General features: G+C 63.7%; 20 protein-coding genes. 12 read left to right on the top strand and 8 right to left on the bottom strand.

Annotated features, from left to right (window positions below):
• The first annotated feature begins 28 nt into the window (after positions 1-28).
• Complete coding sequence (locus ABH945_RS26535; protein ID WP_429252502.1) at positions 29-1,354, top strand: MFS transporter; 1,326 nt, start codon at positions 29-31, stop codon at positions 1,352-1,354.
• Positions 1,351-3,111, top strand: a complete 1,761-nt coding sequence (locus ABH945_RS26530; RefSeq protein WP_429252501.1) for a winged helix-turn-helix domain-containing protein — start codon at positions 1,351-1,353, stop codon at positions 3,109-3,111. Before ABH945_RS26535 ends, ABH945_RS26530 begins: the two co-directional genes overlap by 4 nt.
• A gap of 45 nt (positions 3,112-3,156) precedes the next feature.
• On the opposite strand, the gene ABH945_RS26525 is transcribed toward ABH945_RS26530, so the two are convergent.
• Positions 3,157-3,426 (bottom strand): hypothetical protein, encoded by a 270-nt coding sequence (locus tag ABH945_RS26525; RefSeq protein WP_074767446.1) that lies wholly within the window; start codon positions 3,424-3,426, stop codon positions 3,157-3,159.
• 291 nt (positions 3,427-3,717) lie between these two features.
• Here ABH945_RS26525 and ABH945_RS26520 point away from each other — a divergent pair, with 291 nt between their 5' ends.
• Positions 3,718-4,281: a hypothetical protein gene (locus ABH945_RS26520; protein WP_429252500.1), complete on the top strand. Its 564-nt coding sequence runs from the start codon at positions 3,718-3,720 to the stop codon at positions 4,279-4,281.
• Here ABH945_RS26520 and ABH945_RS26515 read toward each other — a convergent pair.
• Positions 4,266-4,637, bottom strand: coding sequence for a hypothetical protein (locus ABH945_RS26515; RefSeq protein WP_429252499.1), 372 nt, complete (start codon positions 4,635-4,637; stop codon positions 4,266-4,268). The genes ABH945_RS26520 and ABH945_RS26515 overlap by 16 nt on opposite strands.
• Before the next feature lie 216 nt (positions 4,638-4,853).
• Positions 4,854-8,387 carry an autotransporter domain-containing protein gene (locus tag ABH945_RS26510; RefSeq protein ID WP_429252498.1) on the bottom strand — a complete coding sequence of 1,178 codons (3,534 nt, stop codon included), beginning with the start codon at positions 8,385-8,387 and terminating at the stop codon, positions 4,854-4,856.
• A 375-nt stretch (positions 8,388-8,762) separates the two neighbouring features.
• Here ABH945_RS26510 and ABH945_RS26505 point away from each other — a divergent pair, with 375 nt between their 5' ends.
• On the top strand, positions 8,763-9,995 hold the full coding sequence (locus tag ABH945_RS26505) for an MFS transporter (RefSeq protein ID WP_429252497.1): 1,233 nt from the start codon (positions 8,763-8,765) through the stop codon (positions 9,993-9,995).
• A 109-nt stretch (positions 9,996-10,104) separates the two neighbouring features.
• Here the strand turns inward: ABH945_RS26505 and copM are convergent, their stop codons facing one another.
• Both copM and ABH945_RS26495 read right to left on the bottom strand, forming a co-directional pair.
• Positions 10,105-10,503, bottom strand: coding sequence for a CopM family metallochaperone (copM, locus tag ABH945_RS26500; protein ID WP_429252496.1), 399 nt, complete (start codon positions 10,501-10,503; stop codon positions 10,105-10,107).
• 94 nt (positions 10,504-10,597) lie between these two features.
• Positions 10,598-10,795, bottom strand: a complete 198-nt coding sequence (locus ABH945_RS26495) for a heavy-metal-associated domain-containing protein (RefSeq protein ID WP_074767458.1) — start codon at positions 10,793-10,795, stop codon at positions 10,598-10,600.
• Positions 10,796-11,055: 260 nt separating this feature from the next.
• Between ABH945_RS26495 and ABH945_RS26490 the strand changes: the two genes are divergently transcribed.
• The 4 genes from ABH945_RS26490 (at position 11,056) to ABH945_RS26475 (ending at position 15,777) form a co-directional block, all read left to right on the top strand.
• Positions 11,056-12,663 carry a tetratricopeptide repeat protein gene (locus ABH945_RS26490; RefSeq protein WP_429252495.1) on the top strand — a complete coding sequence of 536 codons (1,608 nt, stop codon included), beginning with the start codon at positions 11,056-11,058 and terminating at the stop codon, positions 12,661-12,663.
• Between the two features lie 275 nt (positions 12,664-12,938).
• Complete coding sequence (locus ABH945_RS26485; RefSeq protein WP_429252494.1) at positions 12,939-13,913, top strand: hypothetical protein; 975 nt, start codon at positions 12,939-12,941, stop codon at positions 13,911-13,913.
• A gap of 191 nt (positions 13,914-14,104) precedes the next feature.
• The gene (locus tag ABH945_RS26480) at positions 14,105-14,416 is read left to right on the top strand and encodes an antibiotic biosynthesis monooxygenase family protein (RefSeq protein ID WP_074771039.1); all 312 of its coding nucleotides are present in this window, start codon (positions 14,105-14,107) and stop codon (positions 14,414-14,416) included.
• A 353-nt stretch (positions 14,417-14,769) separates the two neighbouring features.
• Positions 14,770-15,777: a zinc-dependent alcohol dehydrogenase family protein gene (locus tag ABH945_RS26475; RefSeq protein ID WP_429252493.1), complete on the top strand. Its 1,008-nt coding sequence runs from the start codon at positions 14,770-14,772 to the stop codon at positions 15,775-15,777.
• 72 nt (positions 15,778-15,849) lie between these two features.
• Here the strand turns inward: ABH945_RS26475 and ABH945_RS26470 are convergent, their stop codons facing one another.
• From ABH945_RS26470 to ABH945_RS26460, 3 genes are all read right to left on the bottom strand, one after another.
• Entirely contained in the window at positions 15,850-16,473 is a 624-nt protein-coding gene (locus ABH945_RS26470; RefSeq protein ID WP_429252492.1) for an ABC transporter ATP-binding protein, read from the bottom strand.
• A gap of 62 nt (positions 16,474-16,535) precedes the next feature.
• Entirely contained in the window at positions 16,536-17,378 is an 843-nt protein-coding gene (locus ABH945_RS26465) for a shikimate dehydrogenase family protein (RefSeq protein WP_429252491.1), read from the bottom strand.
• Between the two features lie 93 nt (positions 17,379-17,471).
• Positions 17,472-18,359, bottom strand: a complete 888-nt coding sequence (locus ABH945_RS26460) for an NAD-dependent epimerase/dehydratase family protein (protein WP_429252490.1) — start codon at positions 18,357-18,359, stop codon at positions 17,472-17,474.
• 147 nt (positions 18,360-18,506) lie between these two features.
• Here ABH945_RS26460 and ABH945_RS26455 point away from each other — a divergent pair, with 147 nt between their 5' ends.
• The 4 genes from ABH945_RS26455 (at position 18,507) to ABH945_RS26440 (ending at position 23,701) form a co-directional block, all read left to right on the top strand.
• Entirely contained in the window at positions 18,507-20,300 is a 1,794-nt protein-coding gene (locus tag ABH945_RS26455; protein WP_429252489.1) for an FAD-dependent oxidoreductase, read from the top strand.
• A gap of 118 nt (positions 20,301-20,418) precedes the next feature.
• Positions 20,419-22,212, top strand: coding sequence for an FAD-dependent oxidoreductase (locus ABH945_RS26450; protein ID WP_429252488.1), 1,794 nt, complete (start codon positions 20,419-20,421; stop codon positions 22,210-22,212).
• Positions 22,209-22,820, top strand: a complete 612-nt coding sequence (locus ABH945_RS26445; protein ID WP_429252487.1) for an NIPSNAP family protein — start codon at positions 22,209-22,211, stop codon at positions 22,818-22,820. The genes ABH945_RS26450 and ABH945_RS26445 overlap by 4 nt, the downstream gene beginning before the upstream one ends.
• 47 nt (positions 22,821-22,867) lie before the next feature.
• Complete coding sequence (locus ABH945_RS26440) at positions 22,868-23,701, top strand: sugar phosphate isomerase/epimerase family protein (protein WP_429252486.1); 834 nt, start codon at positions 22,868-22,870, stop codon at positions 23,699-23,701.
• Positions 23,702-23,785: the final 84 nt, after the last annotated feature.

The following is a 23,785-nucleotide window of genomic DNA, read 5'->3' as shown; positions in this document are numbered from 1 at the left end:
GCCTGGTTATTTGCGATCGGGGTTCGGCATGGCTCACGAATCAACCGCTTCGTACAACGGGCGCATGAGCGCCCACCAACGCTGGATGATCGCGATCGCCAGCACGGGCGGCGCGCTCGAAGTCTTCGACTTCGTCATTTACGGTTTTTTCGCGCAGAACATCGGCCGGGCCTTCTTCTCTGCATCCACGGGTATTGCACCGGCGACGCTGTCGTTTCTCGTACTCGCGACGGGCCAGGTGGCGAGGCTCACGGGCGGCATGCTGCTCGGACGGCTCGGCGATCTTTACGGCCGCCGCCTCGTATTCGCTGCATCGGCGATGATCGCGGGTATTTCCACGCTGCTGATCGGTGTCATTCCACCTTACGCGGTGCTTGGAATCGCGGCGCCTGTCCTGTTGATTCTGCTGCGGATCGCACAGGGGTTTTGTCTCGGCGGAGAGTTGCCCGGCGCAGTGATTTACGCGGTCGAAACAGCCCATGCGCGACGCGGGCTCTTATGTGGGGTGGTGTTTTTTGCGGTGAATATCGCGTTGCTGCTTGCGTCAGGCGGCAATCTGCTGCTTCATATGCTGCTCACACCCGCGCAGATCGACATGTACGGCTGGCGCATCGGCTTTCTCGCAGGCGGCGTGTTTGGTCTCGCCAGTTTCTTTCTGCGCCGCAATCTGACCGAAACCGATGAGTACATCCGCGAATTTCGCGCGCACAGCAACGAGCCTTTGCGCGTGCTGTTCTCCGCGCAACTCGCGCCGACGGTGCGCGGTGTCGCGGCGGCGTCTCTCGTCGGCGTGTCGGGCGGACTGCTGGTCGCGCATTTGCCTGCGTGGTTGCAGGCATTGCATTACGATTCGGCGTCGATTGCCCGCGCGCAATTGTTCTATGTGCTGCTGATTTCTTTCGGCATCCTTGCAACCGCCCGTCTCGGCGACTGCATCCCGCGACGCTATGTGTTTCGCGCGGGCACTGTCATGTGGATGGTGTTCGCGCCGCTTTTCTATCTCGCCGTTCATGCACATGTCGCGAGTCTCACGCTGCTGTTTTCGGCGGCGGCTGTCGTCGCGTCGTTCGTGAACGGCACTTATGCGTGTGCAATCGCCGAAATGTTTTCCGTCGATGTGCGGTTCAGCGGTCTCGCGATGGCAATCAATCTGGGCCTCGCGATTCCGATGGGCATCGCGCCGCTCGTCGCGAGCCTGCTGTCGGCTCATCTGCGCTCCTCGATCGCGCCTGCACTGCCGATTGTCGCGTGCGCGATGTTCGCGTTCACCGCCTCGTTCGGAATGAATCGTGACGCTTCATCGCAAATCGCACGCACACGGAGGGGCGCGTCGCTGTCGGCTGGCTCCGAATGAATACGCGTTCGATCTTCCGGATCGCCGATATCGAACTCGATGTCGAGCGCTATGAATTGCGGCGCGGCGGCGTGCAGATTCCGCTTGAGCGGCAGCCGATGGAACTGCTCATCATGATGGCGCTGCGTCACGAACAACTGGTGACGCGCGCCGACATTGCGCGTTCGCTATGGGGCGGCAGCGCGTTTCGTGAAACGGATAACGGCATCAACACGGCGATCCGCAAGATTCGCGTCGCGTTGGGCGAGTCGCCGGATCAGCCGGAGTATCTGGTCACGGTCAAAGGCAAAGGGTATCGGCTGAATGTCACGCCGTCGGCGGGCGAAGAGGTGGTGTCGCTGCCTGGCGACGCGTTGCGAATGCTGGTGCTGCCGTTCTCGAATCACACGACCAACCGCGCGCTCGACCCGTTTTGCGATGCGCTCGCCGACGAAGTATCGGCGGCCATCGGTGCGGTGGACCCGGCCCATGTGCTCGTGATCGCGCGAACCACCGCGGCTCAGTACCGGACCATCACGCACGGTATCGCCGATATCGGCCGCCACCTGTCGCTCGATTACATTCTGGAAGGTTCGGTCGCCATCGACGGAGCGCAGATGCGGATTCTCACTCAACTCGTGCGCTGCATGGATCAGGTGCAGGTATGGAGCGCCGCGTACGAACCTGTGTCGCAAGCTCATTTCGACATTTGCCGGGAAGTGCGGTCCGCATTCGCGCGAGACGTGATGGCCGCACTGACCACGCCGGGATTGCATCCGCTGAGCCGGCGCTCGCCGATCAATCCCGCCGCGCACGACGACTGGTTGCGCGGCCGTTTTTACTGGACCCGTCGCGTGCATTTCGATGCGGGCTTCGCCGCGCATCACGCGTTGAGTGACGAGGATTTCGTGCGCGCGCTGGCTTATTTCGAAAGCGCGGTGGAGCGTGATCCGACTTATGCGCTGGGTTATGTCGGCTTGTCGAACGTGTTCGGTTCGACGGCGGCGCACGGTTTCTATGCGCCGAAAGACGGCTATCCGCGAGCGCGCGAAGCTGCGCTGCACGCGTTGCAACTCGACGCGAATTTGCCCGAAGCGCATCAGGCGCTGGCGGGCGTGCACTATTTCTACGACTGGGACTGGCGATCTGCCGAGGCCGAGTTTCTCGAAGCGTTGCGGATCAACCCGTCGCATGCGGAAACCAGCCGCCTTTATGCACGCCTTTTGCTGGTGCAAGGCCGCGATGCCGAAGGCCGCGCGCAATTCGAACGGGCCGAGCGGGCCGATCCGATCGGCTTCGAAGGCTCGCGTGTGTTCGGTCTGGTCCAATCGGGCCAGTACGACGAAGCGATCGCCGAATACTGCCTACACGAACGGCGCGCGCATTCACCGCTGGTGCATCAACTGGTGGCGACCGCGTTCGAGATTCGCGGTCTCTATGACGACGCCGTCGAGGCCACCGTCGAAGCCCTGTTCTGCAGCAACGCATTCGCGCGCGCGGAAAAGATCCGTGAAGCGTGGGACGCAGGCGGTTATCGCGACGTGTTGCAGTGGTATTTGCGCGATCTGACGGCGCGCGCGGCGGAGCGCTATATCTCGCCGTTTCTGTTCGCCGAACTCTATGCGCGGCTCGCGCAGCCCGAGCCGATGTTTCGCTGGCTCGAAGCGTCGCTGGCTGAACGTTCGCCGCGCATGTGCGAACTGAGGACCAATCCCTGGTTCAGACGGTTCAGGTCGATGGGACGTTTTCGCAGTGTCGAGAAGCGGATTGGCCTTTGACGCACGAGGTGTTCCGTGGTGCCGCCTGGTTGCGTCGCGCAGTGTTCAGTTGCCGTGATACAGGTCATGCATCAAACGCGCCTGCTCGCCGGATTGCTCCGAATGGATCAGATCCTGATAGACCTGCTGTCGGCTCGTCGCCGGAATGCCAGCGCCCGAACCCATTGCATTTCCCACTCCACCGACGTCCGCCGAGGGTGGCGCGGCCGAGGTGTCCGACAGGGTGTCCGTCGTCGGGGCTGGCGCGTTTTGCGCCCAGGCGCTGCCAGTCAATGCAGCAACTGCGCAGATCGCCGCAAGTCGTAGAGCTTTCATTTTGTTCACTCCTTTCCTACCCGGGTTGAAATAACAGCAGCGGGCAAACGCACCCGCTGGAGTCCGATAGTGCGCGCAGTCACTCAACCTCTCTATTGATTCAGTCTGAAGAAATCGTTAACTGTCGCGTCGCCGCGAAGGGTGTTGGCGCGTGCATCGGCATGGCGACCGTAATGCCCGCGCGGATTGCCCGCGTTTTCTCGCGTCACGCGCGCCGGGAACCGCGTCCGACGTTGCCGCCAGCACGGTCTATAACGATTACGCCATCCGGCCACCGATAAGGAGATGATCATGAATAGCCATCGTTTGAGTGTTCTTTCGGCAACCGCTGTTGCACTGCTGGCTTTTGGCGGAACAGCGTCGGCCGCAGGTCTCTGTTCGAACCAGACGCTAAGAGGCCCGTATGGGTTCAGCGCGAAAGGGGAGGTTCTCGGTCTGCTCGATGCGAACAAACTGCTGCATCCGTTCACCACGCCCGTGCCGCTCGACGATGTCGCGCTGGTCAACTTCGACGGCAACGGCCATATCGCGCGAACCGACTTCGGCAATGTCAACGGAACGCCTAAAGGCGGGCAGGTGAGTTTCAATCCGGCACAGAACGGCAGCTACAAGGTGAATTCCGATTGCACCGGCAACATGACGATCAAGTACGACAACGGTGTGGAGCTGGATCTGCAGATGGTCGTCGACGGCGATGCGAGCGATGTCCAGGCGATCATCGCCACCGAATATGTGCCTGGCGCTGCCAATGCGGCTGATGGAACGGTCTGCGAGACGTCCGGCGTGTCCGGCTGCTGGGAGGGTGTGCAGGTGAGTCTGGAAGGGAAGAAAGTGCTGGTCTACGGGTTCCGGTGATCAGGCGCGTGTTCGATTCGCATCATGCTCATGCGCTGACCGTTAGCGAGCCTCTGCGCGCGCGGCGTAGGATCGAGTGACGGCTCGCTGCGGGAAATCCACGCGAGTCCGTCGCCTTCGATATAGACGGTGAGCGGCCGGTCGACGCGTGCGATACGCGTGAACGCGGTCAGCTCGAAAGGGCGGGTGTGAATCTGTTCACGCTGAAGACCAGCATTGGCGGCCAGTGCATTGGCGCGTTCGTTGCGATCGGGCAGCGCGCAACCGGTGAGCAGCAGCGCGACGAGAAAGCTGCCCAGCCGCGATAGTGAGGAGCGGTGACGTGCACGGTGACGTGCATGAGCCGTCATCGTCATCGAGGCGCGAAGCCTGGCCGCGCCGGTTTGCAAAACCGACGCGGCCCGACAACGAAGCTGCGCAAACTGCACGGGCCGTGCAAGTTGCAGAGGCCGCACAAGCCGCACAAGCGGTACAAGCCGTACAAATTGCACAAGCCGAACAAGCCACCCGCGCCACACCAATCGCGTCAATCGCATCGCACCAACCCTTCGAACAGCGTGAACGCGTACCGCCTAGAACATCTGACGCAGTTTCAACGAACCGGTCTGCGAGAGGAAGTGCGAACCCGCCTGCACTTCATAGCGGGCGGTCAGGCTCAGATTGTTCGCGCGCAGCAAGGTCACGCCCAACTGGATATCCGCGAAATCGGCAATCGGCGTCGCGCCGACCGTCGTGAACGCGCTCCCGCCGGTCGGATCGGCGGCGAAACTTGCGCCCGTCACCAGTCGCGAGTGGTCGTACTCGTGGGTCCATTGCGCCTGCAGATACGGCACGATGTCGCCGTAACGGCTTGAGAAGCCCTTCTCCAGCTTCAGGCCCGCGTTGCTGCGCACGGACGTGGTATGCGCGGAATCGAGGGCCAATGCCGCGCCGTTGCCGCCGCTTTCCGTGTACGAGCCCTGATGCAGATAGCTGTACGACAGGCTCGCCAGTGGCGTCAGCGTGATGCCGCTGCCGACCGCGAGCGGATAGCCGAACTCTGCGCTCGCCACATATTGCTGTCCGTTGAACTGGCCGTTCGCTTCGCCCGAGAAGCCGGTGAAATCGACCACGCGGGTCGAGTCGTAGCGTTGCAGCACCGCGCCCGCCGCGAGGTTCACGTACCACGGATTGCCGCTGTAGCTCGCATAGCCGATCAGGCCGTACGCGTTGACGCGGGTCGAATCGCCCGCGCTGTTGTCGGTGTTGTTGACGGCGGTATTCGAATAGCTGAACACGCCGCCCGCGCGCCAGTTGTCGGTGATCGACCGGTCGACGCCGAGCAGCAGGCCGCCGTAGTTCGCGCTGTAGCCGTCCACGCCGTCCATCTCGCCCTGGCCCGCGTGGCCGCCGAACGCCTGGCCCCACACGCCCCAGGCGGGCGGTGCATCGCCGGTGGCGATGCCGGTCGCGCTGTCGGCCTGCGCGAGGCGCAGGCTGTCGGCGTGACCGCTGACGATGTTCAGCGCGTCGAGCGTCGGCGCCGCGGCGGCGCGGCCCAGCGACATCTGCGCGGCCGGGCTGAGTTGCACGCCCGCTTTGGTGGCCGCCGCGCTCGAGCCGAGGCTCAGTGCGGTCGCCGCGTTGTACAGGTTCAGCAATTGCGCGCTGATGCCGGTGTATTTCGCGAGACCCGCGAGCGACGCGTTGGCATTCGACGTCGTCGCGAGCGAGCTGGCCGGCTGGCCCGCGAGGCTGACCACCAGATCGCTGCGGCCATCCACCTCGACGGCGGTGCCGAACAGCAGGCCGCTATAGCCGAGCGCCGAGTAGTCGAGCGTGCTCTCGTTGTAGTTCGTGCCGCTCGCCGACGCGTCGATCACGACGAAGCGCTGGCCCGCCGCGAATCCATACGAGCCGGTATTCACCAGCGCGACTGACGAACCCGCCGCGAGCGTCGCGCTGCCGCCGACGACAAGGTGGCCGTAGCCGCTGTCGGTGCTCAGGTTGCCGGTCGCGACGGCATTGCTGCCGACCCCGACGCTCAACGTCGCGGCCGCGCTTTGCGTGTAATTGCCGGTGATGCTGAGATTGCCGCCGCCGCTACCCGGCGATACCGTGCCCTGGTTGTCCACGTCGCCGTCGATCGTGCCGTAGCCGGACAGCGTCGCGCCCGATGCCACGTCCACGTCGCTGGTCAGCGAGGCCGTGCTTGACGCGCTGCTGCCGAGCTGGAGCGTGCCCGCCTGCACCGTGGTCGTGCCGGTGTAGGTGTTCGCGCCGTTCAGCACGAGCGTGCCCGTGCCGGTTTTGTCGATGCCGTAGCTGCCGCCCGACTGCCCGATCGCGCCGTTTTGCGCCGCAGTATCCGTGCCGTTCACTTCGAGCGTCGTGTCGCCGCCGAGGCTCACCGTGTTCGCCAGCGCCACGCCGTTCAGATACACCACCGCCGAGCCGGACCCGGCCGTGTCGAGCTGGCCGCTGCCGATCGCGCTGCTGTTGCCGAGCACCAGCGTGCCGCCGCTCAGCGTGGTCGTGCCGACATAGGTGCTCGCGCCGTACAGCGTGACGGTGCCCGCGCCGATCGACACGCTCGCGAAGTTCGAGATCGAGTCGTGATAGGTGAAGCTGTTGCCCGCGCCGGGGATGATCGTCAGCGTGCTGGTGCCGGTGCCGCCCGAGATGCTGCCGTTGATTACGGCCGCGCCGCCGAGAATCTCCAGCGTGCTGTTGCCGCTGCCGAGATCGACCGCGCGGCCGCTGCTGTCGGCGGTGATGGTGCCGTAGTCGATCACGGTCGAGTTTTGCGCGCCGGTGCTGATCGCCGCTGCCGTCGCGCCGCCGCCTTCGATCACGCCGCCCGCCAGGTTGGTGATGGTCAGCGAGTACGCGGTCGCCGCGCCGGTCACGGCAATGCCCGAGTCGCTGTCGCCCTTGATCAGGCCGCTGTTGGTGACGGTCGTGTCGCCGTAAATGCCTTGCACGGGGATCGCGTCGCCGGTGGTCGGGTCCTTGTCGAGACCGGCCAGCGTGATGCCGCGGCCCGTCCCCGTGTTGGCCGTGCCGTCGGCATTGGTCGCCGAGTTGATGCCTTCGATCGTGCCCGAGTTGACGATCGTGCCGCCGCCGACAGTCACGCCTTCGCTGGTGTCGTCGTAGGCGTGCAGCGATTTGATCGTGCCGGTGTTGGTCAGGTTGACGAGGCCGTCCACGTCCACGCCGTCGCCGTCGGCGGTGACGCCGTTGCCGGTGATCGTGCCGTGGTTGACGATGGTCACCACTTCGTTGCCGTTGAAACCGTCGATGTTGATGCCCGAGCCGTTGTCACCCTGGATCGTGCCGCCCTGATTGTTGGTGACGCTCATCGTGAAGGTGCCGTCGGTGGTCACGTCGGTATTGCCGCCCGTGATGCCGTGCCGCGCGCCTTCGATCAGACCCGTCCCCGGCGTGGTCGCCGTGCCGGTCGTCGCGTTGACGATCGTGATGCCGCTGTTGCTTTGCGCGTCGATACCGTCGCTGCCGTCGGTGCTGCCGGGGTTGTTGGTCGAGCGGATCGTGCCGTCGTTGTACACGTAGCCGTTCACGCCGGGACGCACGGCGTCCGCCTCGTTGGCCTGGATCAGACCGGTCGCCGTGTTGATCAGAATGTTGGTGCCGGTGGTGATGGCGTTGAAGTCGATCGCCTGCGAACCGCCCGCCGATGCGTTCAGCGAAGTCAGCGTGCCCGCGTTATAGAACGTGATGTTGCTGTTCGGCTCGTTCATCTGGATCACGTCGGCGTCGGCGGTCTGGATCGTCGCGCCCGCGTTGTTGGTGACCGTCAGCGTCAGGCCGCCCGTGTTGTCGCGGATCGCGCGGCCCGTGCCGGTTTGCGTGATGGTGCCGTTGTTGGTGATGGTGGCGTCGCCGGTCACGGTAATCGCCACCGTGCTGCCCGATACCGCGAGGGTGCCGGTTGCGTCGACGGTGCCGGTCGTGCCCCCCGCGCCGAGGCTCTGCGCGGTGCTGGTGGTCGTGCCGCTGCTCACCTCGAAGCTCGCGTTGGAGACGGACTTGGCCCAGACGTGGCCCTGCTCGAAAGCGGCCAGTGCGCCGAGCATGGCCAGGATGATCTGTTTCTTTTGCATGCGTTGGTCGTAGCGTGTAGTTGAAATTCTTCTTACGGGTGCGCACAACGCATCCGGGCCAGCAGGGCGTCGCCGCCAGCATGCGCGGCGTGAGCGGGCCTGAAAGGACACAGCCGTGGCGTGAGAGCGCTGCGTGGTTTGCAGCGTGGAGCAGGGCGCCGCCGGTGAGCAGCGTAAATGGGCCATGATTCTGTCGCGCGGCTGTGACATCGCCGTGACTGTGGCGACGAGCGGGGAGTGGACTGGCCGTCCGCGAGAACCTATAGTCGCGCGGATAAGCCGCGTTCGCGCGGCAACCGGCGGCACGTTGGCGACGCCATATACGACGCGCCGTGCGGACGATGAGAGGACGACAGGCGGTACAGAGGAGGCAGGATGCAGGACAGGCCGGACCCGGCGGATAACGCAGCGCAGACGGCACACGCCCGTCGCGCCGTGCTCGTGATTGCGCTGGCCCAGTTGCTGGGAACCTCGCTGTGGTTCAGCGCGAATGGCGCGATGCGCGACTTGCAGGCCGTCTGGCAATTGAACGCGACCGGCATCGGCTGGCTGACGAATGCGGTGCAGGCCGGCTTTATCGTCGGCACGCTGATTTCGGCGACGACCGGACTCGCGGACCGGATGTCGGCGAGCAAGGTGTTTGCGGTCTGCGGCGTGGCCGGGGCGCTGCTGAACGCGTTGTTCGCGCTGTGCAGCAGCGGGCTGGCTTCGGCTATCGTGTTCCGCTTTGGCGTGGGCGTCGCGCTCGCGGGCATCTATCCGCTCGGGATGAAGCTGCTGGTCACGTGGGACCCGCGCCGCGCCGCGCAAACGCTCGCGTTGCTGGTCGCGATGCTGACGCTCGGTACGGCGTCGGTGCATGCGATACGCGCGTTGTTCCCCGGTGTGCCGTGGCAGGCGGTGGTGCTGGCGTCGTCGGGGCTGGCGGTGATCGGCGCGGCGTTGGTGCTGGCGCTTGGCGAAGGGCCGCATGCGCGTCGCTCGGGCAAGCGTCGGGCGGGGTTATCCGCGGGGATCGGCGAAGTGCTGCGGATCAGCGAGTTTCGCGCGGCGGCCCTCGGCTACTTCGGGCACATGTGGGAGCTTTACGCGTTCTGGACCCTGACGCCGCTTCTCGTGCAGCGGGCGTTCGCGCACGACGTTTCCGCATCCGCATCCGCCGGTTTGGTGGCGATGTGGTCGTTCCTGATCATCGCGGTCGGCGCGGCGGGCTGCGTGCTCGGCGGCAAGCTCAGCCTGTCGGTGGGAAGCGCGCGCACCGCTGCGCTCGCGTTGACGGTGTCGGGATTCCTGTGCGCGGTCTATCCGCTTTCGTCGTCGCTCGGGACGGCGGGGCAACTCGCATTGCTGCTGGTGTGGGGGATCAGCGTGATCGCGGATTCGCCGCAGTTTTCGGCGTTGTCGGTGAAGGCGTGTCCGGCTGACAGGATCGGCGGCGCGCTGACCTTGCAGAACAGCTTCGGCTTCTTTCTGTCGGCGTGTTCGATTCTGTGGTCGACCAGCGCCTACCATTCGCTCGATGCACGGGTCGCGTGGCTCCTGCTGCCCGGACCCGTCATCGGTTTGATCGCGATGACACCGCTACTGCGCAAACGGCCGCGCTGGTGATGGATGTCGTTGCGGCGGCATCGGTCGCGTCACGCCGCGCGTTCAGGTTACGCGGCGTTATCAGGATCGATTCGACGCCTGGTCGCCGGTCACCCGTTCTTCAAGACGCTCACTTGGCGCCGTGTTTCGCCTGCCAGCGGTGCATGAACTCGATTTCATCGTGCTGGGCCTTGATGATGTTGCGCGCGAGGCGCTTCAACTCCGGGTCCTTGCCGTACTTCAATTCCGTCTGCGCCATTTCGATCGCCCCCTGATGATGCGGGATCATGTGCGCGACGAAATCCTTGTCGGCGTCGCCGGTGTACTCGGGCGCGGTCATGTCGTGCATCATTTTGTCGTCGGCGGCCTTGAACGCCTGCGTCGAACCGTCAGCGCCGCCGTGAGCCGCACCGGACATGTCCATGCCCTGCATCGCGGCCGGTTGTTGGGCGTGGGCGGGTAGGGTCGCTACAGCAAGCGAAAGACCGCTGAACAGGCAGAGAGCGTGAAAGGCGCGAAGGTTTTTCATAGTGGATGTCCGTGGTTGAATGGTTGTGTCGAGCGGCGCTGCTATCGGGAAGCGGAAGTTTAGCCGGATTCATGCGTGTTCCGGCATGGTGCGCTCAGGCTCTCAACGAGGGATGAAACCCGGCCGCTTCGATTGTCTCGGCGAGCCGTTGCGCCGGCAGCGTCGACGTGATTCTGACCGTTTTGACGGGCACGTCGATGTCGAGCGTCGCGTCCGGGTCGAGCTGGTTGACCGCGCGGGTGATGGCCCTGGCGCAGCCGCCGCAGGTCATGTCGGGAATAGCGAATTCCATCGTTTATCTCCAGCAAGGAAGAGGTGTCAGCCTCAAGCGTGGACCTTCCCACGGCGGTAAGGTCAAGCGCTCTCCGCGTGATCGTTGCGAGGCCGTTTCGGAGCGCTCCTGGAGACGGCCTTTCATGCAATGTCGATAATCCGGCCCGGTAACGCGCAAACCGCCGACAAGTCGGTCCGCGAGCGTTACCCGCCGCACATCCTCATTGCCGTGCGCCGATCCAATATCACCGTCTACGGCGCCCTCGCGCAGTCCGCTCAATGCAACTCCACTCGCCGACCATGCCAAGCCAACCTCCGCCGCCACCCGAAGCTATTGCGATCTGGTTCACCGAAGCCGAAGAGGCACGCCATGCGGGCCATTTCGACGTGGCGCGCGCGAGGCTCGACCAGGTGCTCGCGCACGACCCCGCTCACGCACGCGCGATGCATGCGCAAGCGCAGGTGGCGCTCGCGTCGAATGAATTGGAACCGGCGCAGCAATGGGTGACGCGCGCCATCGCGACGCACGCCGAGGCTGCGTTTTACGGCACGTTATGTGTCATCCAGATCAGGCAGGGGGCGTACGCGGATGCATTGCAAACGGCGCAACGCGGGCTCGCACTGGCGCCGGAATCGACCGCGCTTCTTTACTATCAGGCGCTGATGCTGCAAGTACACGGCAGCCCCGACGAGGCCGCCAGGGTCTACTTCACGCTGCTCGAACTTGAGCCGGACCATCCGCGAGCGCTGGCGAACCTGGGCGTGGTTCTCAAAGACCTGGGGTCGTTGAGCGAAGCTGAGCGGTATCTGAGGCAGGTGATCGACATCGAGCCGTCCAACCGTGGCGCGCGGGCCAATCTCGGACTGGTTCTGCTGGCGGCGGGCCATTACGAAGAGGCGTGGCCGTATTTCGAAGACCGCGCAGCCAATTTCGTCGATGCAGAGGGGCGGCCTATCGCGAGCAACGCGCGGCTGCCGCTGCCCGAATGGCGCGGCGAGCGCATCGACGGTGCAAATGAAGACGATGCAGCGGCAAGCAGCGGCAAACGTCTGCTGATCGTTCCCGAGCAGGGCTTCGGCGACAGCCTGCAATTCGTCCGCTATCTGCCGCTGTTGCTCGAACGCTTTTCACAGGTCGGCTATATCTGCCGGCAACCCTTGCGGCGTCTTTACGAACAGTCGCTGTCCGCTCGCTGGCCCGGCCTCGTCATGCTCGACGACGCCTATCCCGATGTAAGCGACTGGGATTATCAGTGCCCGTTAATGTCTCTGCCGATGGCGTTCAGCACACGCGTCGAGACGATCCCCGCGTCGGTCTATCTGCATGCGGACGCGGAGCACAGCGCGGCATGGCGCGCGCGGCTCGACGCGTTGCCCGAAGCGGGCTTGCCGCGCGTCGGGATCGTGTGGGCCGGCGGCCATTCCGGTTTGACCGACGACATGGCGCGCAACCTCACGTTCGCGCGGATCGCGCCGTTGCTGGCGACGCACGGCGTCCGCTGGATCAGCCTGCAAAAGACCGACGACGACACCAGGCGAGCCGACGCCGGAACGAGTAGTACGCGCCTGATCGACTGGATGGACGAAGTCACCGATTTCGCCGATACCGCCGCGCTGATCGACAATCTCGATCTGGTGATCGCGGTCGATACATCGGTCGCGCATCTGGCGGCCGCGATGGGCAAACCTGTGTGGCTGCTCAATCGTTTTGCGGGCTGCTGGCGCTGGTTGCGTCAACGGGATGACAGCCCGTGGTATCCGGGCGTGCGCATTTTCACGCAACCGCAACGCGGCGACTGGAACGACGTGCTGAGCCGCGTGGCGATCGCGTTGCAGCAACGTTATTTGCTGGGTGACGGCTCGGGGGCGCCGATGACGAAGCATTAATCTGCGGATTGAAAAGCGCCATAGATCCTTCTTTCAGAAGACCGGCGATATATGGTCGTTCACGTTTACGGCACCCGCGCCTACATGGAGCGAGCCTCGCCATTCCATTTGACAATCTGGGGAAAACCTTACCGGTGCTATGTGCGCTTGCTCACCCACGCAGGCCAAACTTACTCGACGTGCTGTTCTGAACTGCTATTCTGGGTCCGTTCAATTTTCTGCGGTAACGGGCCACATGCCTTATCGAACAAAACCTAATTGATCAGGAGTTCGGCATGTTGAAAAAGGTAGTCGACCGGGCCAGACAGATCCGGCGCAGCGAGGGTTTCAAGCATTCCGTGGCGACGCCTTTGCGGCTTTCGCTACACGCGCGGCAGCGCTTCAATCGCGGTGTGTTTGCCATCGAGATTCAGGAGAACTCCGGCTTCTTCTCCGTGATGCAGATGGTCCTGTTCATCCTGATGCATTGCGACGAAAAACGGCTGACGCCCTGCATCAGCGCGCGCGGCGGTCTCTATGGCGATGCTGAACGCAGGATCGACTGGTTCTCCCATTTCTTCGAACCGGTCATGACATCGTCGGCGGCGGAGGCGACGCAGAAGATCAGGACGTCGACGGTCCGGGACCTGGTGCAACTGGGATTTCGACAGCGCTACGAAGCGCGGCTGCGGCTCGGGAGTGCGAGTGAGCTTTTCTTTTCGCACTACCGGCTGGCTCCGCACATCGAAGCGGAAGTCGATGCGATCTGTGCGGCACTCGACATCAATACGCGTACGCTCGGCGTGCATTTCAGAGGCACCGATAAAGCGCTGGAAGCCATTCCGGTTTCGTGGAGCAATTTCTGCCGCCAGGTGGACGCGACGCTCACCGATAATCCGCATCTCGCCAACGTCTTTGTTTCGAGCGACGAACCCGCATTCCTCGACTACTTCGCCGCATGGCCGTTTCGCAAGCCCGTCAGGATCGCGCCCGCGAAACTGCTTGCGCGGGGGAACACGCCGGTTCATTTCAGCGGCTATCCAGGGCTGGAGATAGGTCGCGAAGCACTGGTGTCGAGTCTGCTGTTATCGCGTTGCGGATTTCTGATCAAGACGCCTTCGTATCTGTCCGCGTGGTCGAAGATATTCAATCCTTCTTTGCCGATCAAACTCGTTTCGCCGCCACGTCAGGACGCATTCTGGTTTCCCGATAGCCGCATCTGGCTCGAACAGGCCGCTAACGAAAAGGCGGCGCAAGAAAAGGCCGCTTGAGCGCGCGCGGCGCATTGGCTTCTTTGCAACCGGGCAACACGGCTGGCGGATTCAGCAGACGCAGCGGACGCTTCAAAAAAGACCTGCTGAGGCAGGCCTATAATCGACGTTCGCTTCGCGAGCTGCGTGCGATCATTTTGCGCGAGCCCGCAACCTGCCAACTGTATTGCTACCGCAAAGAGGCTGACAGTATGTATATCGCCATGAACCGTTTCAAAGTGAGCCCGGGTTCCGAGACCGCATTCGAGGAGCTTTGGACGACTCGCGACACCCATCTGAAAGAGGTTCCGGGCTTCGTCGAATTTCATCTGCTGAAGGGGCCGCAGCGGGAAGATCATGTGCTGTATTCGAGCCATACGATCTGGCGCGATCACGCGTCGTTCGATGCATGGACAAAGTCGGAAGCCTTCCGGGCCGCGCACCGGAACGCGGGCGATAACCGCGTGCATTATCTCGGTCATCCGGAATTCGAAGGCTTTGAAGTCGTTCAGACTGTGAAGTGAATGTTGCAGGCAGGCGGCCTGCAGTTCGCGTGTGAATGATGCGCGTGAGGTGCGGGCCGCGGCTTTACAATCGCTTCGTTTTACCTTCTTTCGCCGCGTGCGCTGAAAAGCATTAGGCAAATGCAGGGCGCTTCCAAAAGCGCCACGTTCGCAAACGGCGTAACTATTGGTCACGTTGTTTCGCCCAGCGAATCGCGGCGATGCACCTCGTCGCGGCTATCAACGCCCCCCCACTCGAACACTCCTGAGCATCCGCCGACGCGTAAATCGGCCTTGCGGTATGCTTTTCGGCTCGCAGGGCAAGCTTCAATCCTGCCGCCGTGCGTCTGTGCAACAACCTGAGGAACGAATCCATGAAAGCCGTCAAAATCGGGTCGCCCGCCACCGTGGCGAATCTGCAAGTGGTCGATATCGCGGACCCCGGTCAACCCGCAGCGGGTCAGATTCGCGTGCGCATTCACGCGAACTCGCTGAATTTTCACGACTACGGAGTCGTCACCGGCAATCTGCCCGCCGACGCGGGCCGCATTCCGATGGCCGACGGCGCGGGTGTCGTCGAAGCAGTCGGTGAAGGCGTAACCGGATTCAAACCGGGCGATCACGTGGTGTCGTGCTTTTTCCCGTTCTGGGAAAACGGGCCGCCCGCCGTTGCCGATTTCAGCACGACGCCCGGCGATGGCGTCGACGGCTACGCGCGCGAAGTCGTCGTGCTGCCGGGCCATTACTTCACACATGCTCCGCGCGGCTACAGCCACGCTGAAGCGGCCACGCTCACCACGGCCGGACTCACCGCGTGGCGTGCGCTCATCGTGGACGGTCAGCTGAAAGCGGGCAGCACGGTGCTCGTGCTCGGCACGGGCGGTGTGTCGATTTTCGGCTTGCAGCTGGCGAAAGCGATGGGGGCGTCGGTGATCGCCACGTCTTCATCGGATGCCAAACTCGCGAAGCTGCGCGAACTGGGCGCGGACCATACGATCAACTATCGCGACAACCCCGAATGGGGCAAACAGGTTCGTCAATTGACAGGCGGACGCGGTGTCGATCACGTGATCGAAGTGGGTGGTCCGGGCACCTTGCCTCAGTCGATTACCGCCTGCCGGATCGGCGGCCATATCGCGTTGATCGGCGTGCTGACCGGACGCGCGGGTCCGGTGCCGACCGCCGCGCTGATGGCGCGTCAGCAGCGTTTGCAAGGGTTGATTGTCGGCAGCCGCCAGGATCAGCTCGATATGATTCGCGCGCTCGAAGTAACGGGCATTCGACCCGTGATCGACAGTACGTTCGCTCTGGAGAAGTTGGGCGATGCGTTCACGCATGAAGCGTCGGGCGCGCACTTCGGAAAGATTTGTGTGGCGGTTTGAGCGGACTTTTCGCGCGGAAATAGTTCGGGTCTTTCCGGTTCTATTTCCGCAAATCGATTGCTCAACTTCGGTCTAGGCTTTTCTCGCGAGGTCGGCGAATTGAATGCTCGCCGCCTCGCAAGCTTCGGTGAACGCCGTGTCGTAGCTCGTGAAAAACACGGTACGTGTACGGGATAACGTTCTGAACAGATCGGCCAGCACCGCGCGAGCCGACGCGTCGAGTCCACCTGCGGGTTCGTCTGCGATCAGTACATGGGTTTCGCCAAGCACCGACGCCGTTAAAAATATCTTCTTGCGCGTACCGAACGACATTTGCTCGAAGCGTTTGTCGAGATGCGGCGTGAGGCCGAAGCGATCCGCGAGATCGAGCGTGTCGGCAGCGAGCGCTACTTTTCGCTCCAACGCCACCTGATTCAAATACTCGCGACCGGTCTGCGTCGAATACGGCATGCAGTCTTCCGGCACATACGTCAGCGAAGATTTTGCGGCCAGCGGCTCGGTGCGCAGCGAATGTCCACCGAGCCATACTTCGCCCGAGTCGGCTGCGAGCTCGCCCGCGAGAATGCCGAGCAACGTCGATTTGCCGCTGCCGGATTCGTCGTTCAACGCGACGCAGCCCGATGCCGCGTCGTAGTGCAATCCCTGAAAAATAACGCGGTCGCTGTACCGCTTGCTGAGGTTCTCGAATCGAAGCATGGGGTCGAGCGTGGGTCCGTTGGTTGGCGTCGCGCAAGTGTAGCAGCGCAACGCCGCCGGAATTACTGGCCCGCTTCGAGCAGGAACGTCACCATCCGGTCGCACACGCGTCCGAACATCTGCGTACCGGTGACAGTCGGGCAGCCGCGCGCGCGAGCCGCTTCGATCAGCGGCGTGAGCGGCGGTTTCGTCACGACATCGCCGACGAAGGTGCTTGGCTGCAAACCCGACACATCGATAGGAAGCGGATCGTCCGCGCGCATGCCGAGCGGCGACGCGTTCACCACGACGTCGTACTCGTGCGCTGCCACGCTCGCCGGCACGCTGCGCGCTTCGCCCTGGCCGAGCGCGTTCAGACGGTTGGTCAGCGAAGCAGTGCGGTCGGCGTCGTTATCGCGCACGTCGAGCGAACCTACGCCGCTCTGAACCAGCGCGTGTCCGATCGCCGATCCCGCGCCACCCGCGCCAATTAACAACGCGCGTTTACCGCGCAATTCGCAGCCCGCATCGACGAGCGCGGCGACAAAACCCGTGCCGTCGAACATGCCGCCGTGCCACTGGCCGTCTGCCGTGCGGCGCAGCGTGTTGACCGCGCCGAGGAACGACGCCTCGGTCGACAGCGTCGCGCAATATTCCGCCGCGCTGAACTTGTGCGGCACGGTAATGATGATGCCGTCGACATTGCGCATCGGCGTGACGCCCGCGAAGAACGCGGGCAGGTCGGCGGGGGCGACGTGCGCGGGAACCACCAGCGCATCGCGGCCTGCCGTGCGCAAAGCGGCCGTCACGCCGGACGGCGAACGCACCTGCGCAATCGGATCGCCGACGATGAAATACACGCGGGTCGCGCCGCTCAGACCCTCGTCGAGCGAGGCGGAAAAAGAAACTGCGTCGGTTTGCGTCATGTTCAACTTCTCCTGAAAGTGGAGCCTGTAGGTATCGTGCACGATACCGGACTGTCCTGCCTGATTGGGTGATCGGGCTAGCGGCTTAGCGGGTTAGCGATAGAACGCCACGGTTTCGCGCAATCCCTGTTCGAGCGATGTGTGCGGTAAATCAGGCAGCCATTGCGCGAGCAACGGATCGGCAGGAAACGAAGTGGCAATGGGCAACGGCGCACCGTTTGCGTCGATTCGCGCACCGGGCACGATCGCACCGATTCGTGCGATCACCTCATTGACTTCGACGATGTCGCCCGCGAGCGTGAATGCGTGTGCACCGCGAGGCGCGGCGAATAGCGCAGCTTCGTAAGCGGCGGCGACGTCGTCCGCGTAGACGAGACCGGTCGAGCCGGTGAACGGAATCGCGTACGGCTCGCCGCGTGCCGCAGCGCGGCACGCGAGGCTCGGCCCGGCGCTCGATCCGGTTTCGCGGCCCGCGCCATACACGACCAGCGGCCGGAAACCGGTGCTGGCGATGCCGTGATCGTGCCAGTACGCGCGCGCCGCGCCTTCGCACGCGAGCTTGAACGCGCCGTATAAGGTCTGCGGAGAGGGCGCGGCGCCATCGTCGGGGCCGAACACCCCCGCGCTGCTCGCGTACAGCACGTTTTCCAGATTGGCGGCGCGCGCTGCCTCGAACACATTGAGCGTGCCGATCAGATTGATTTGCGCACCGCGCACCGGGTCGAGCGCGCAGGCCGGGGTCAGGATTCCCGCGAGATGAATGACCGCGTCGCAACCGTCCATTGCGCGTGATACGTCGCTGGCGAGGGCGATATCGCCGGTCGACCATTGCACCGCCGCAGCCCATTCCGGGGCGAGCGATTCCAGCAGTGGCGAGCCCGCGCGCAAGTCGAAAGCCCTCACGCTCAGGCCTCTGTCAAGCAGGCGCCGCATGATCCACGCCGCCAGAAAACCACTTCCTCCTGTTACCAGTACGCGCATTGCTGTGTCTCCGTCAATGTTCGAATACTTTGCTTTTTTGCTATTTCAGAATAGTATTCCAATATCAAAGCAAATTCTAGTTGATGCGATGAACAGGAAAAAACACCTGATTCGTCGCCCGCAAAAAAGGGACGCAAGGAGCACGTCATGGTGGAGACACTCAGCGGTTTGAAGCAGGATGAAACGTTCGACGTCGTGGTGATCGGCGCGGGCGGGGCAGGGATGTCGGCGGCGCTGTTCGCGGCTATCGACGGCGCGCGCGTGCTGCTGGTCGAGAGCACGGAATACGTGGGTGGTACGACGGCCTACTCGGCGGGCACCACATGGATACCGGATTCGATACACGGTCCGGCGATCAATCCCGATGACAGCAGCGCGAATGCCGAAGCCTTTCTGCGTCGCGCGGTCGGCGAGCGCAGCAGCGAGGCGCTGCGCCGCGCGTTCCTGAAAGCAGGGCCGCAGGCCGTCGTGCATATCGAGGCGAATTCGGACGTGAAGTACCGCGCGCGGCCGTTTCATCCGGACTATCTATCCGAACTCGAAGGATCGACGCTGCGTGGCCGCGCACTCGAACCGCTCGCGTTCGACGGCCGCAAGCTCGGCAACGCGTTCTCGCTGATCCGCCCGCCGATCCCTGAGTTCACGGTGCTGGGCGGCATGATGGTCGATCGCGACGATGTCGGGCATCTGCTGAACATGACGAAGTCGTTCCGGTCGCTGCGTCACGCGGTGAAACTGCTCGCGCGTCATGGCAGCGACCGCATCCGCTGGCCGCGCGGCACGCGTCTCGTGATGGGGAATGCGTTGATCGGCCGTCTGTTGCATTCGCTGCTCGCACGCGATGTCACCGTGCTGGTGAGTACGAAACTGGAGTCGTTGCGGACCGGGCGCGATGGTCAGATCGACGGCATCACGCTGGCTCAGAACGGCCAGCGCCGTCAAATCACGGTGACAGGTGGCGTGATTCTCGCTAGCGGCGGTTTCAACCGTCATCCGCAACGGCGTCGCGCGATGCTGCCGGGCGTCGATTCGAGCTGGTGCCCGGGAGCGCCGGGACACACCGGCAGTGCGCACGATCTCGCGCTCGCAATCGGTGCGCGTTATGGCGAAGGCGCGTTGAGCAACGCGTTCTGGGCGCCGGTCTCGGTGCGCAAACGCAGTGACGGCACGACCGCCGTTTTCCCTCACTTCATGATGGATCGCGGCAAACCTGGCATGGTCGTGGTCAACAAGGAAGGCCGGCGCTTTCTGAACGAAAACACCTCGTATCACCTGTTTGGTATCGCGATGCAGGAAGCGAACCGCAAGGTGCCGTCGGTGCCCGCGTATCTCGTCACGGACGCGGAAGGCCTGCGCAAATACGGGCTGGGCATGGTGCGCCCCGGCGGCAAGGGCCTGCAGCCGTTCCTCTCTGATGGCTATCTGGTGCGCGCCGACACGCTTGCCGAACTCGCGGCGAAGCTCGATATCGATCCCGCCGGACTCGCCGACAGCGTTGCGCGCATCGGCGAATACGCGAAGACGGGGGTCGATCCCGATTTTCAGCGCGGCACCACCGACTACCAGCGCGCCAACGGCGACGCGAACTGGCACGGGCCGAATCCCTGCCTGGGCCCGATCCGGCAAGCGCCTTTCTACGCCGTGCGGCTTTATCCGGGCGATATCGGCGCGGCCACGGGGCTCGTCAGCGACGACACGGCTCGCGTGCTGGATCGCGACGATCGACCGATTGGCGGCCTCTACGCGTGCGGCAACGATATGCAATCGGTGATGGGCGGCGTGTATCCGGGCCCCGGCATCACGCTGGGGCCGGGGCTCGCGTTTGCCTATCTCGCGGGACGTGACGCGGCGGCGCGCGCGAAGGCCGCGCAAACATCGCTGCCTTCATCCACGCGCAGAGATGAAGCGCCGCAGTGCGCAAAAGAAAAGATCACCGGATAAACCAGGGCGTCACCTGGTTTGGATGCACGTTATAAAATGGAATAGTATTCAACAAATGAGTTATGCCCGATCTTTTTCCCTTGATTCAAACGTATCCAGCGAACGAAGCAAACTGACGATGAAGCGCGAACCGATTCTCGAATGCGATGTACTGGTGCTGGGTTCTGGCGCGGCCGGTCTCGCCACGGCCGTGACGGCAGCGACGCGCGGTTTGCGCGTGATAGTGGCGGAGAAGGCCGACGTGTTCGGCGGCACGAGCGCATGGTCGGGCGGCTGGATGTGGATTCCCGGCAACCCGTTCGCCACGCGCGCCGGAATTATCGAAGAACCCGAAGCATCGCGAACGTATCTTCGTAACGAACTCGGCGCGCATTTCGATGCAGACAAGGTCGACGCGTTGCTCGAATCCGGTCCTGAAATGGTGGAGTATTTCGAGCGGCACACGTCGATGCGTTTTATCGACGGCAATCGTGTTCCCGATTTTCATACGACGCCGGGTGCTGCAACCGGCGGCCGTTCGGTTTGCGCGATGCCGTTCGATGGTCGCGAACTTGGGCCGCTGATCGACCGGCTGCGCCCACCGCTTGGCGTCGTGACGATCAAAGGCATGGCGATCGGCTCAGGTCAGGATCTCGCGCATTTTTTCAACGCGACGCGCTCGGTGCGCTCCGCGTGGCACGTGTTGCGGCGGCTCGCTGCGTTTGCGGGTCACAAGCTGCGTCATGGCCGCTCGATGTATCTGGTGAACGGGAATGCGCTGGTGGCGCGTCTGCTGAAATCGGCGCACGACCTCGGGGTCGATCTGCGCACCCATGCGAAGGCGGTGGCATTGCTGCGCGAGCCGGGCGATGCAGCGGGCCGCGTGACTGGCGCAACGGTCGAGATCGAAGGCGTCGTGCATCAGGTGCGGGCCACGCGAGGCGTCGTGCTCGCGTGCGGCGGCTATCCGCACGATCTTGCGCGCCGCGCGCAGACCTTCCCGTATACGCCGTCGGGTCGCGAGCACTGGTCCGCTGCGCCGTCGACCAATACCGGCGACGGTATTCGTCTCGGCGAATCGATCGGCGGTCATTTCGACGCGTCGCTAGAAACACCCGCCGCGTGGGCACCGGTTTCGCTCGTGCCTCAAGGCAGCGGGCAACCCGCCGTCGCGTTCCCACATCTGATCGAGCGCGCGAAGCCTGGTGTGATTGCGGTGACGCGTGCCGGGCAACGCTTTGTCAACGAGGCGTCGTCGTATCACGACTTCATCAACGCGTTGATCGGCACGACGCCCGCCGGTGAACAGGTCTGCGCGTGGCTGATTGGCGATCATCGTTTCCAGCGTCGTTACGGGCTCGGTTTTTCGAAGCCGTTTCCGTTTCCCACTGGCCCGTATCGACGGTCGGGTTATCTGAAACGCGCGAGCAGCCTCGCCGATCTGGCCGCGCAATGCGGGATCGATCCGCAAGGACTCGAAAGCACGGTGGCCGCGTACAACAGCTACGCGAAAGACGGCTTCGATCCGCAATTTCACAAAGGCTCGACGCCGTATAACCGCGTGCAGGGCGACGCACGGCACACCCCGAACCCCTGCCTCGCGCCGCTTGAAAACGGCCCGTTCTATGCCGTCAAGCTGCTGCCCGGCAGCCTCGGCACGTTCGCGGGTCTTGCCACGGACGCCAACGCTCGCGTTCTCGACGACGCAGGTCAGCCGATGCCCGGTCTCTACGCGGTCGGCAACGACGCCGCCAGCATGATGGGCGGTTGCTATCCGAGCGGCGGCATCACGCTCGGTCCGGCGATGACCTTCGGTTATCGCGCGGGCCTTTTCCTCGCCGACGCAGACGCCGAAGCGGATCAATCAACGCCGCCCACAGCGGCCACCCAATCGACGAATCCCACCATTCATTCACAAGGACACATGCAATGACTCTCTACGACACAGTCACGCTCACCGTGAAAATCGGCGCGAACGCGCAGGTTTTTGAAAGCATCAAGGCAAGCGGCAATCAACCCGGCTCGAAGCTGCTCGGCTGCTGGTACTCCGACATCGGCGCGCTGGGCCAGGTGATGGTATTACGCGGATTCGATTCGGAAGCTGCGCTCATCGCCGAACGCAAACGTCTGCTGCTCGAAGGCAATCCGTTCGGCTGCGGCGAATTCGTCACCGACGTGAAGATCGACAGCTATGCGCTGTTCCCGTTTCTTCCGCCGATCGAACCGGCGGTCCACGGCGGCATCTACGAGATGCGGGTGTACGGCACGAAGCTAGCGAGCCTCCAGCACACCATCGACGCATGGGAGAAAGCGGTGCCCGAGCGCACGCAGCGCTCGCCGCTCGTCGGCGCGATGTATTCGCTCGACGGCACCGTGCCGCGTTTTCTGAACATCTGGCCGTATGCGAGCGTCGACGAACGCTCGCGGATTCGCGCCGAAGCGGTGAAAGACGGCATCTGGCCGCCGAAGGGCGGCCCCGCGCATCTGACGACGATGGAGTCGACTATTTACGTGCCCGCGCCTTTCTCGCCGCTGCGTTAAACGCTGAACGCCATTGGCCGAGCCACGGCCAGAACTCAGGAGACAACATGACCCAGCACCATTCGCGCGCGCTTTCCCTATCCGCGTTGACCGTGCTCGAACTCACGCCGCCGCAGATGGTGGAGTGCGCGGCGCAGGCGGGCTACGACTTCGTCGGACTGCGCCTCGTGCCCGCCACCGATCATGAAGTGCGCCACGAGATCGTCCGCGCGACGCCGTTGAAGCGCGAAACGCTCGCGCGTTTGCGTGACACCGGCATCAAGGTGCTCGACGTCGAGATCTTGCGACTCAAGCCCGATACCGACGTGAACGCGTGCAAGCCGATGCTCGACACCGCCGCCGAATTGGGCGCGCGCTACGTGCTGGTGGCGGGCAACGATCCCGACGAAGCGCGCACCGCCGAGCGGCTCGCGCAATTGTGCGATCTCGCCGCGCCGCTCGGGCTGTCGCCGTCGCTCGAACCGATGCCGTGGACGGACGTGAAGGACATCACGCAAGGCGCGCGCATCGTGAAGGCGGCGGCGCGGGCTAACACGGGGCTGATCGTCGATCCGCTGCATTTCGACCGCGCGGGTTCGTCGACGCAAACCTTGCATGCGTTGCCGCGTGAGTACTTCGGCTACGTGCAGTTTTGCGACGCGCCGGCCGAGCGTCCTACCGACCTCGACACGCTGCTGTTTCAGGCCCGTTGCGAACGGATGATTCCCGGCGAGGGCGGTCTCGATCTCACGGGCATTCTGCGCGCGCTGCCGGATCACTTGCCAGTCAGCGTCGAAGTCCCCACTCAGCAATGGGCGCAAACCGCGCCCGCACTCGAGCGCGCCCGCAAGCTGCGCGACGCGACGCTCGGCGTACTCGAACGGACTTACGCGATGACGTAAGCCGTATATCGCGCGCCGGTCCCCCTCAACGCACGATAAAGATGCGACGGGGACGACGCGCCCATCCGCTAGAGAAGACGGTCT

The sequence above is a fragment of the Paraburkholderia sp. GAS333 genome (assembly GCF_050435665.1).
Lineage (GTDB): Bacteria > Pseudomonadota > Gammaproteobacteria > Burkholderiales > Burkholderiaceae > Paraburkholderia > Paraburkholderia fungorum_A.
This window is presented reverse-complemented; position numbering and strand designations above follow the sequence as displayed.

What these genes read in the sequence shown, in the direction of transcription:
- ABH945_RS26535 (WP_429252502.1), top strand. Translation starts at nt 29, where the DNA reads ATGGCTCACGAATCAACCGCTTCGTACAACGGGCGCATGAGCGCCCAC.
- ABH945_RS26530 (WP_429252501.1), top strand. Translation starts at nt 1,351, where the DNA reads ATGAATACGCGTTCGATCTTCCGGATCGCCGATATCGAACTCGATGTC.
- ABH945_RS26525 (WP_074767446.1), bottom strand. Translation starts at nt 3,426, where the DNA reads ATGAAAGCTCTACGACTTGCGGCGATCTGCGCAGTTGCTGCATTGACT.
- ABH945_RS26520 (WP_429252500.1), top strand. Translation starts at nt 3,718, where the DNA reads ATGAATAGCCATCGTTTGAGTGTTCTTTCGGCAACCGCTGTTGCACTG.
- ABH945_RS26515 (WP_429252499.1), bottom strand. Translation starts at nt 4,637, where the DNA reads ATGACGATGACGGCTCATGCACGTCACCGTGCACGTCACCGCTCCTCA.
- ABH945_RS26510 (WP_429252498.1), bottom strand. Translation starts at nt 8,387, where the DNA reads ATGCAAAAGAAACAGATCATCCTGGCCATGCTCGGCGCACTGGCCGCT.
- ABH945_RS26505 (WP_429252497.1), top strand. Translation starts at nt 8,763, where the DNA reads ATGCAGGACAGGCCGGACCCGGCGGATAACGCAGCGCAGACGGCACAC.
- copM (WP_429252496.1), bottom strand. Translation starts at nt 10,503, where the DNA reads ATGAAAAACCTTCGCGCCTTTCACGCTCTCTGCCTGTTCAGCGGTCTT.
- ABH945_RS26495 (WP_074767458.1), bottom strand. Translation starts at nt 10,795, where the DNA reads ATGGAATTCGCTATTCCCGACATGACCTGCGGCGGCTGCGCCAGGGCC.
- ABH945_RS26490 (WP_429252495.1), top strand. Translation starts at nt 11,056, where the DNA reads ATGCAACTCCACTCGCCGACCATGCCAAGCCAACCTCCGCCGCCACCC.
- ABH945_RS26485 (WP_429252494.1), top strand. Translation starts at nt 12,939, where the DNA reads ATGTTGAAAAAGGTAGTCGACCGGGCCAGACAGATCCGGCGCAGCGAG.
- ABH945_RS26480 (WP_074771039.1), top strand. Translation starts at nt 14,105, where the DNA reads ATGTATATCGCCATGAACCGTTTCAAAGTGAGCCCGGGTTCCGAGACC.
- ABH945_RS26475 (WP_429252493.1), top strand. Translation starts at nt 14,770, where the DNA reads ATGAAAGCCGTCAAAATCGGGTCGCCCGCCACCGTGGCGAATCTGCAA.
- ABH945_RS26470 (WP_429252492.1), bottom strand. Translation starts at nt 16,473, where the DNA reads ATGCTTCGATTCGAGAACCTCAGCAAGCGGTACAGCGACCGCGTTATT.
- ABH945_RS26465 (WP_429252491.1), bottom strand. Translation starts at nt 17,378, where the DNA reads ATGACGCAAACCGACGCAGTTTCTTTTTCCGCCTCGCTCGACGAGGGT.
- ABH945_RS26460 (WP_429252490.1), bottom strand. Translation starts at nt 18,359, where the DNA reads ATGCGCGTACTGGTAACAGGAGGAAGTGGTTTTCTGGCGGCGTGGATC.
- ABH945_RS26455 (WP_429252489.1), top strand. Translation starts at nt 18,507, where the DNA reads ATGGTGGAGACACTCAGCGGTTTGAAGCAGGATGAAACGTTCGACGTC.
- ABH945_RS26450 (WP_429252488.1), top strand. Translation starts at nt 20,419, where the DNA reads ATGAAGCGCGAACCGATTCTCGAATGCGATGTACTGGTGCTGGGTTCT.
- ABH945_RS26445 (WP_429252487.1), top strand. Translation starts at nt 22,209, where the DNA reads ATGACTCTCTACGACACAGTCACGCTCACCGTGAAAATCGGCGCGAAC.
- ABH945_RS26440 (WP_429252486.1), top strand. Translation starts at nt 22,868, where the DNA reads ATGACCCAGCACCATTCGCGCGCGCTTTCCCTATCCGCGTTGACCGTG.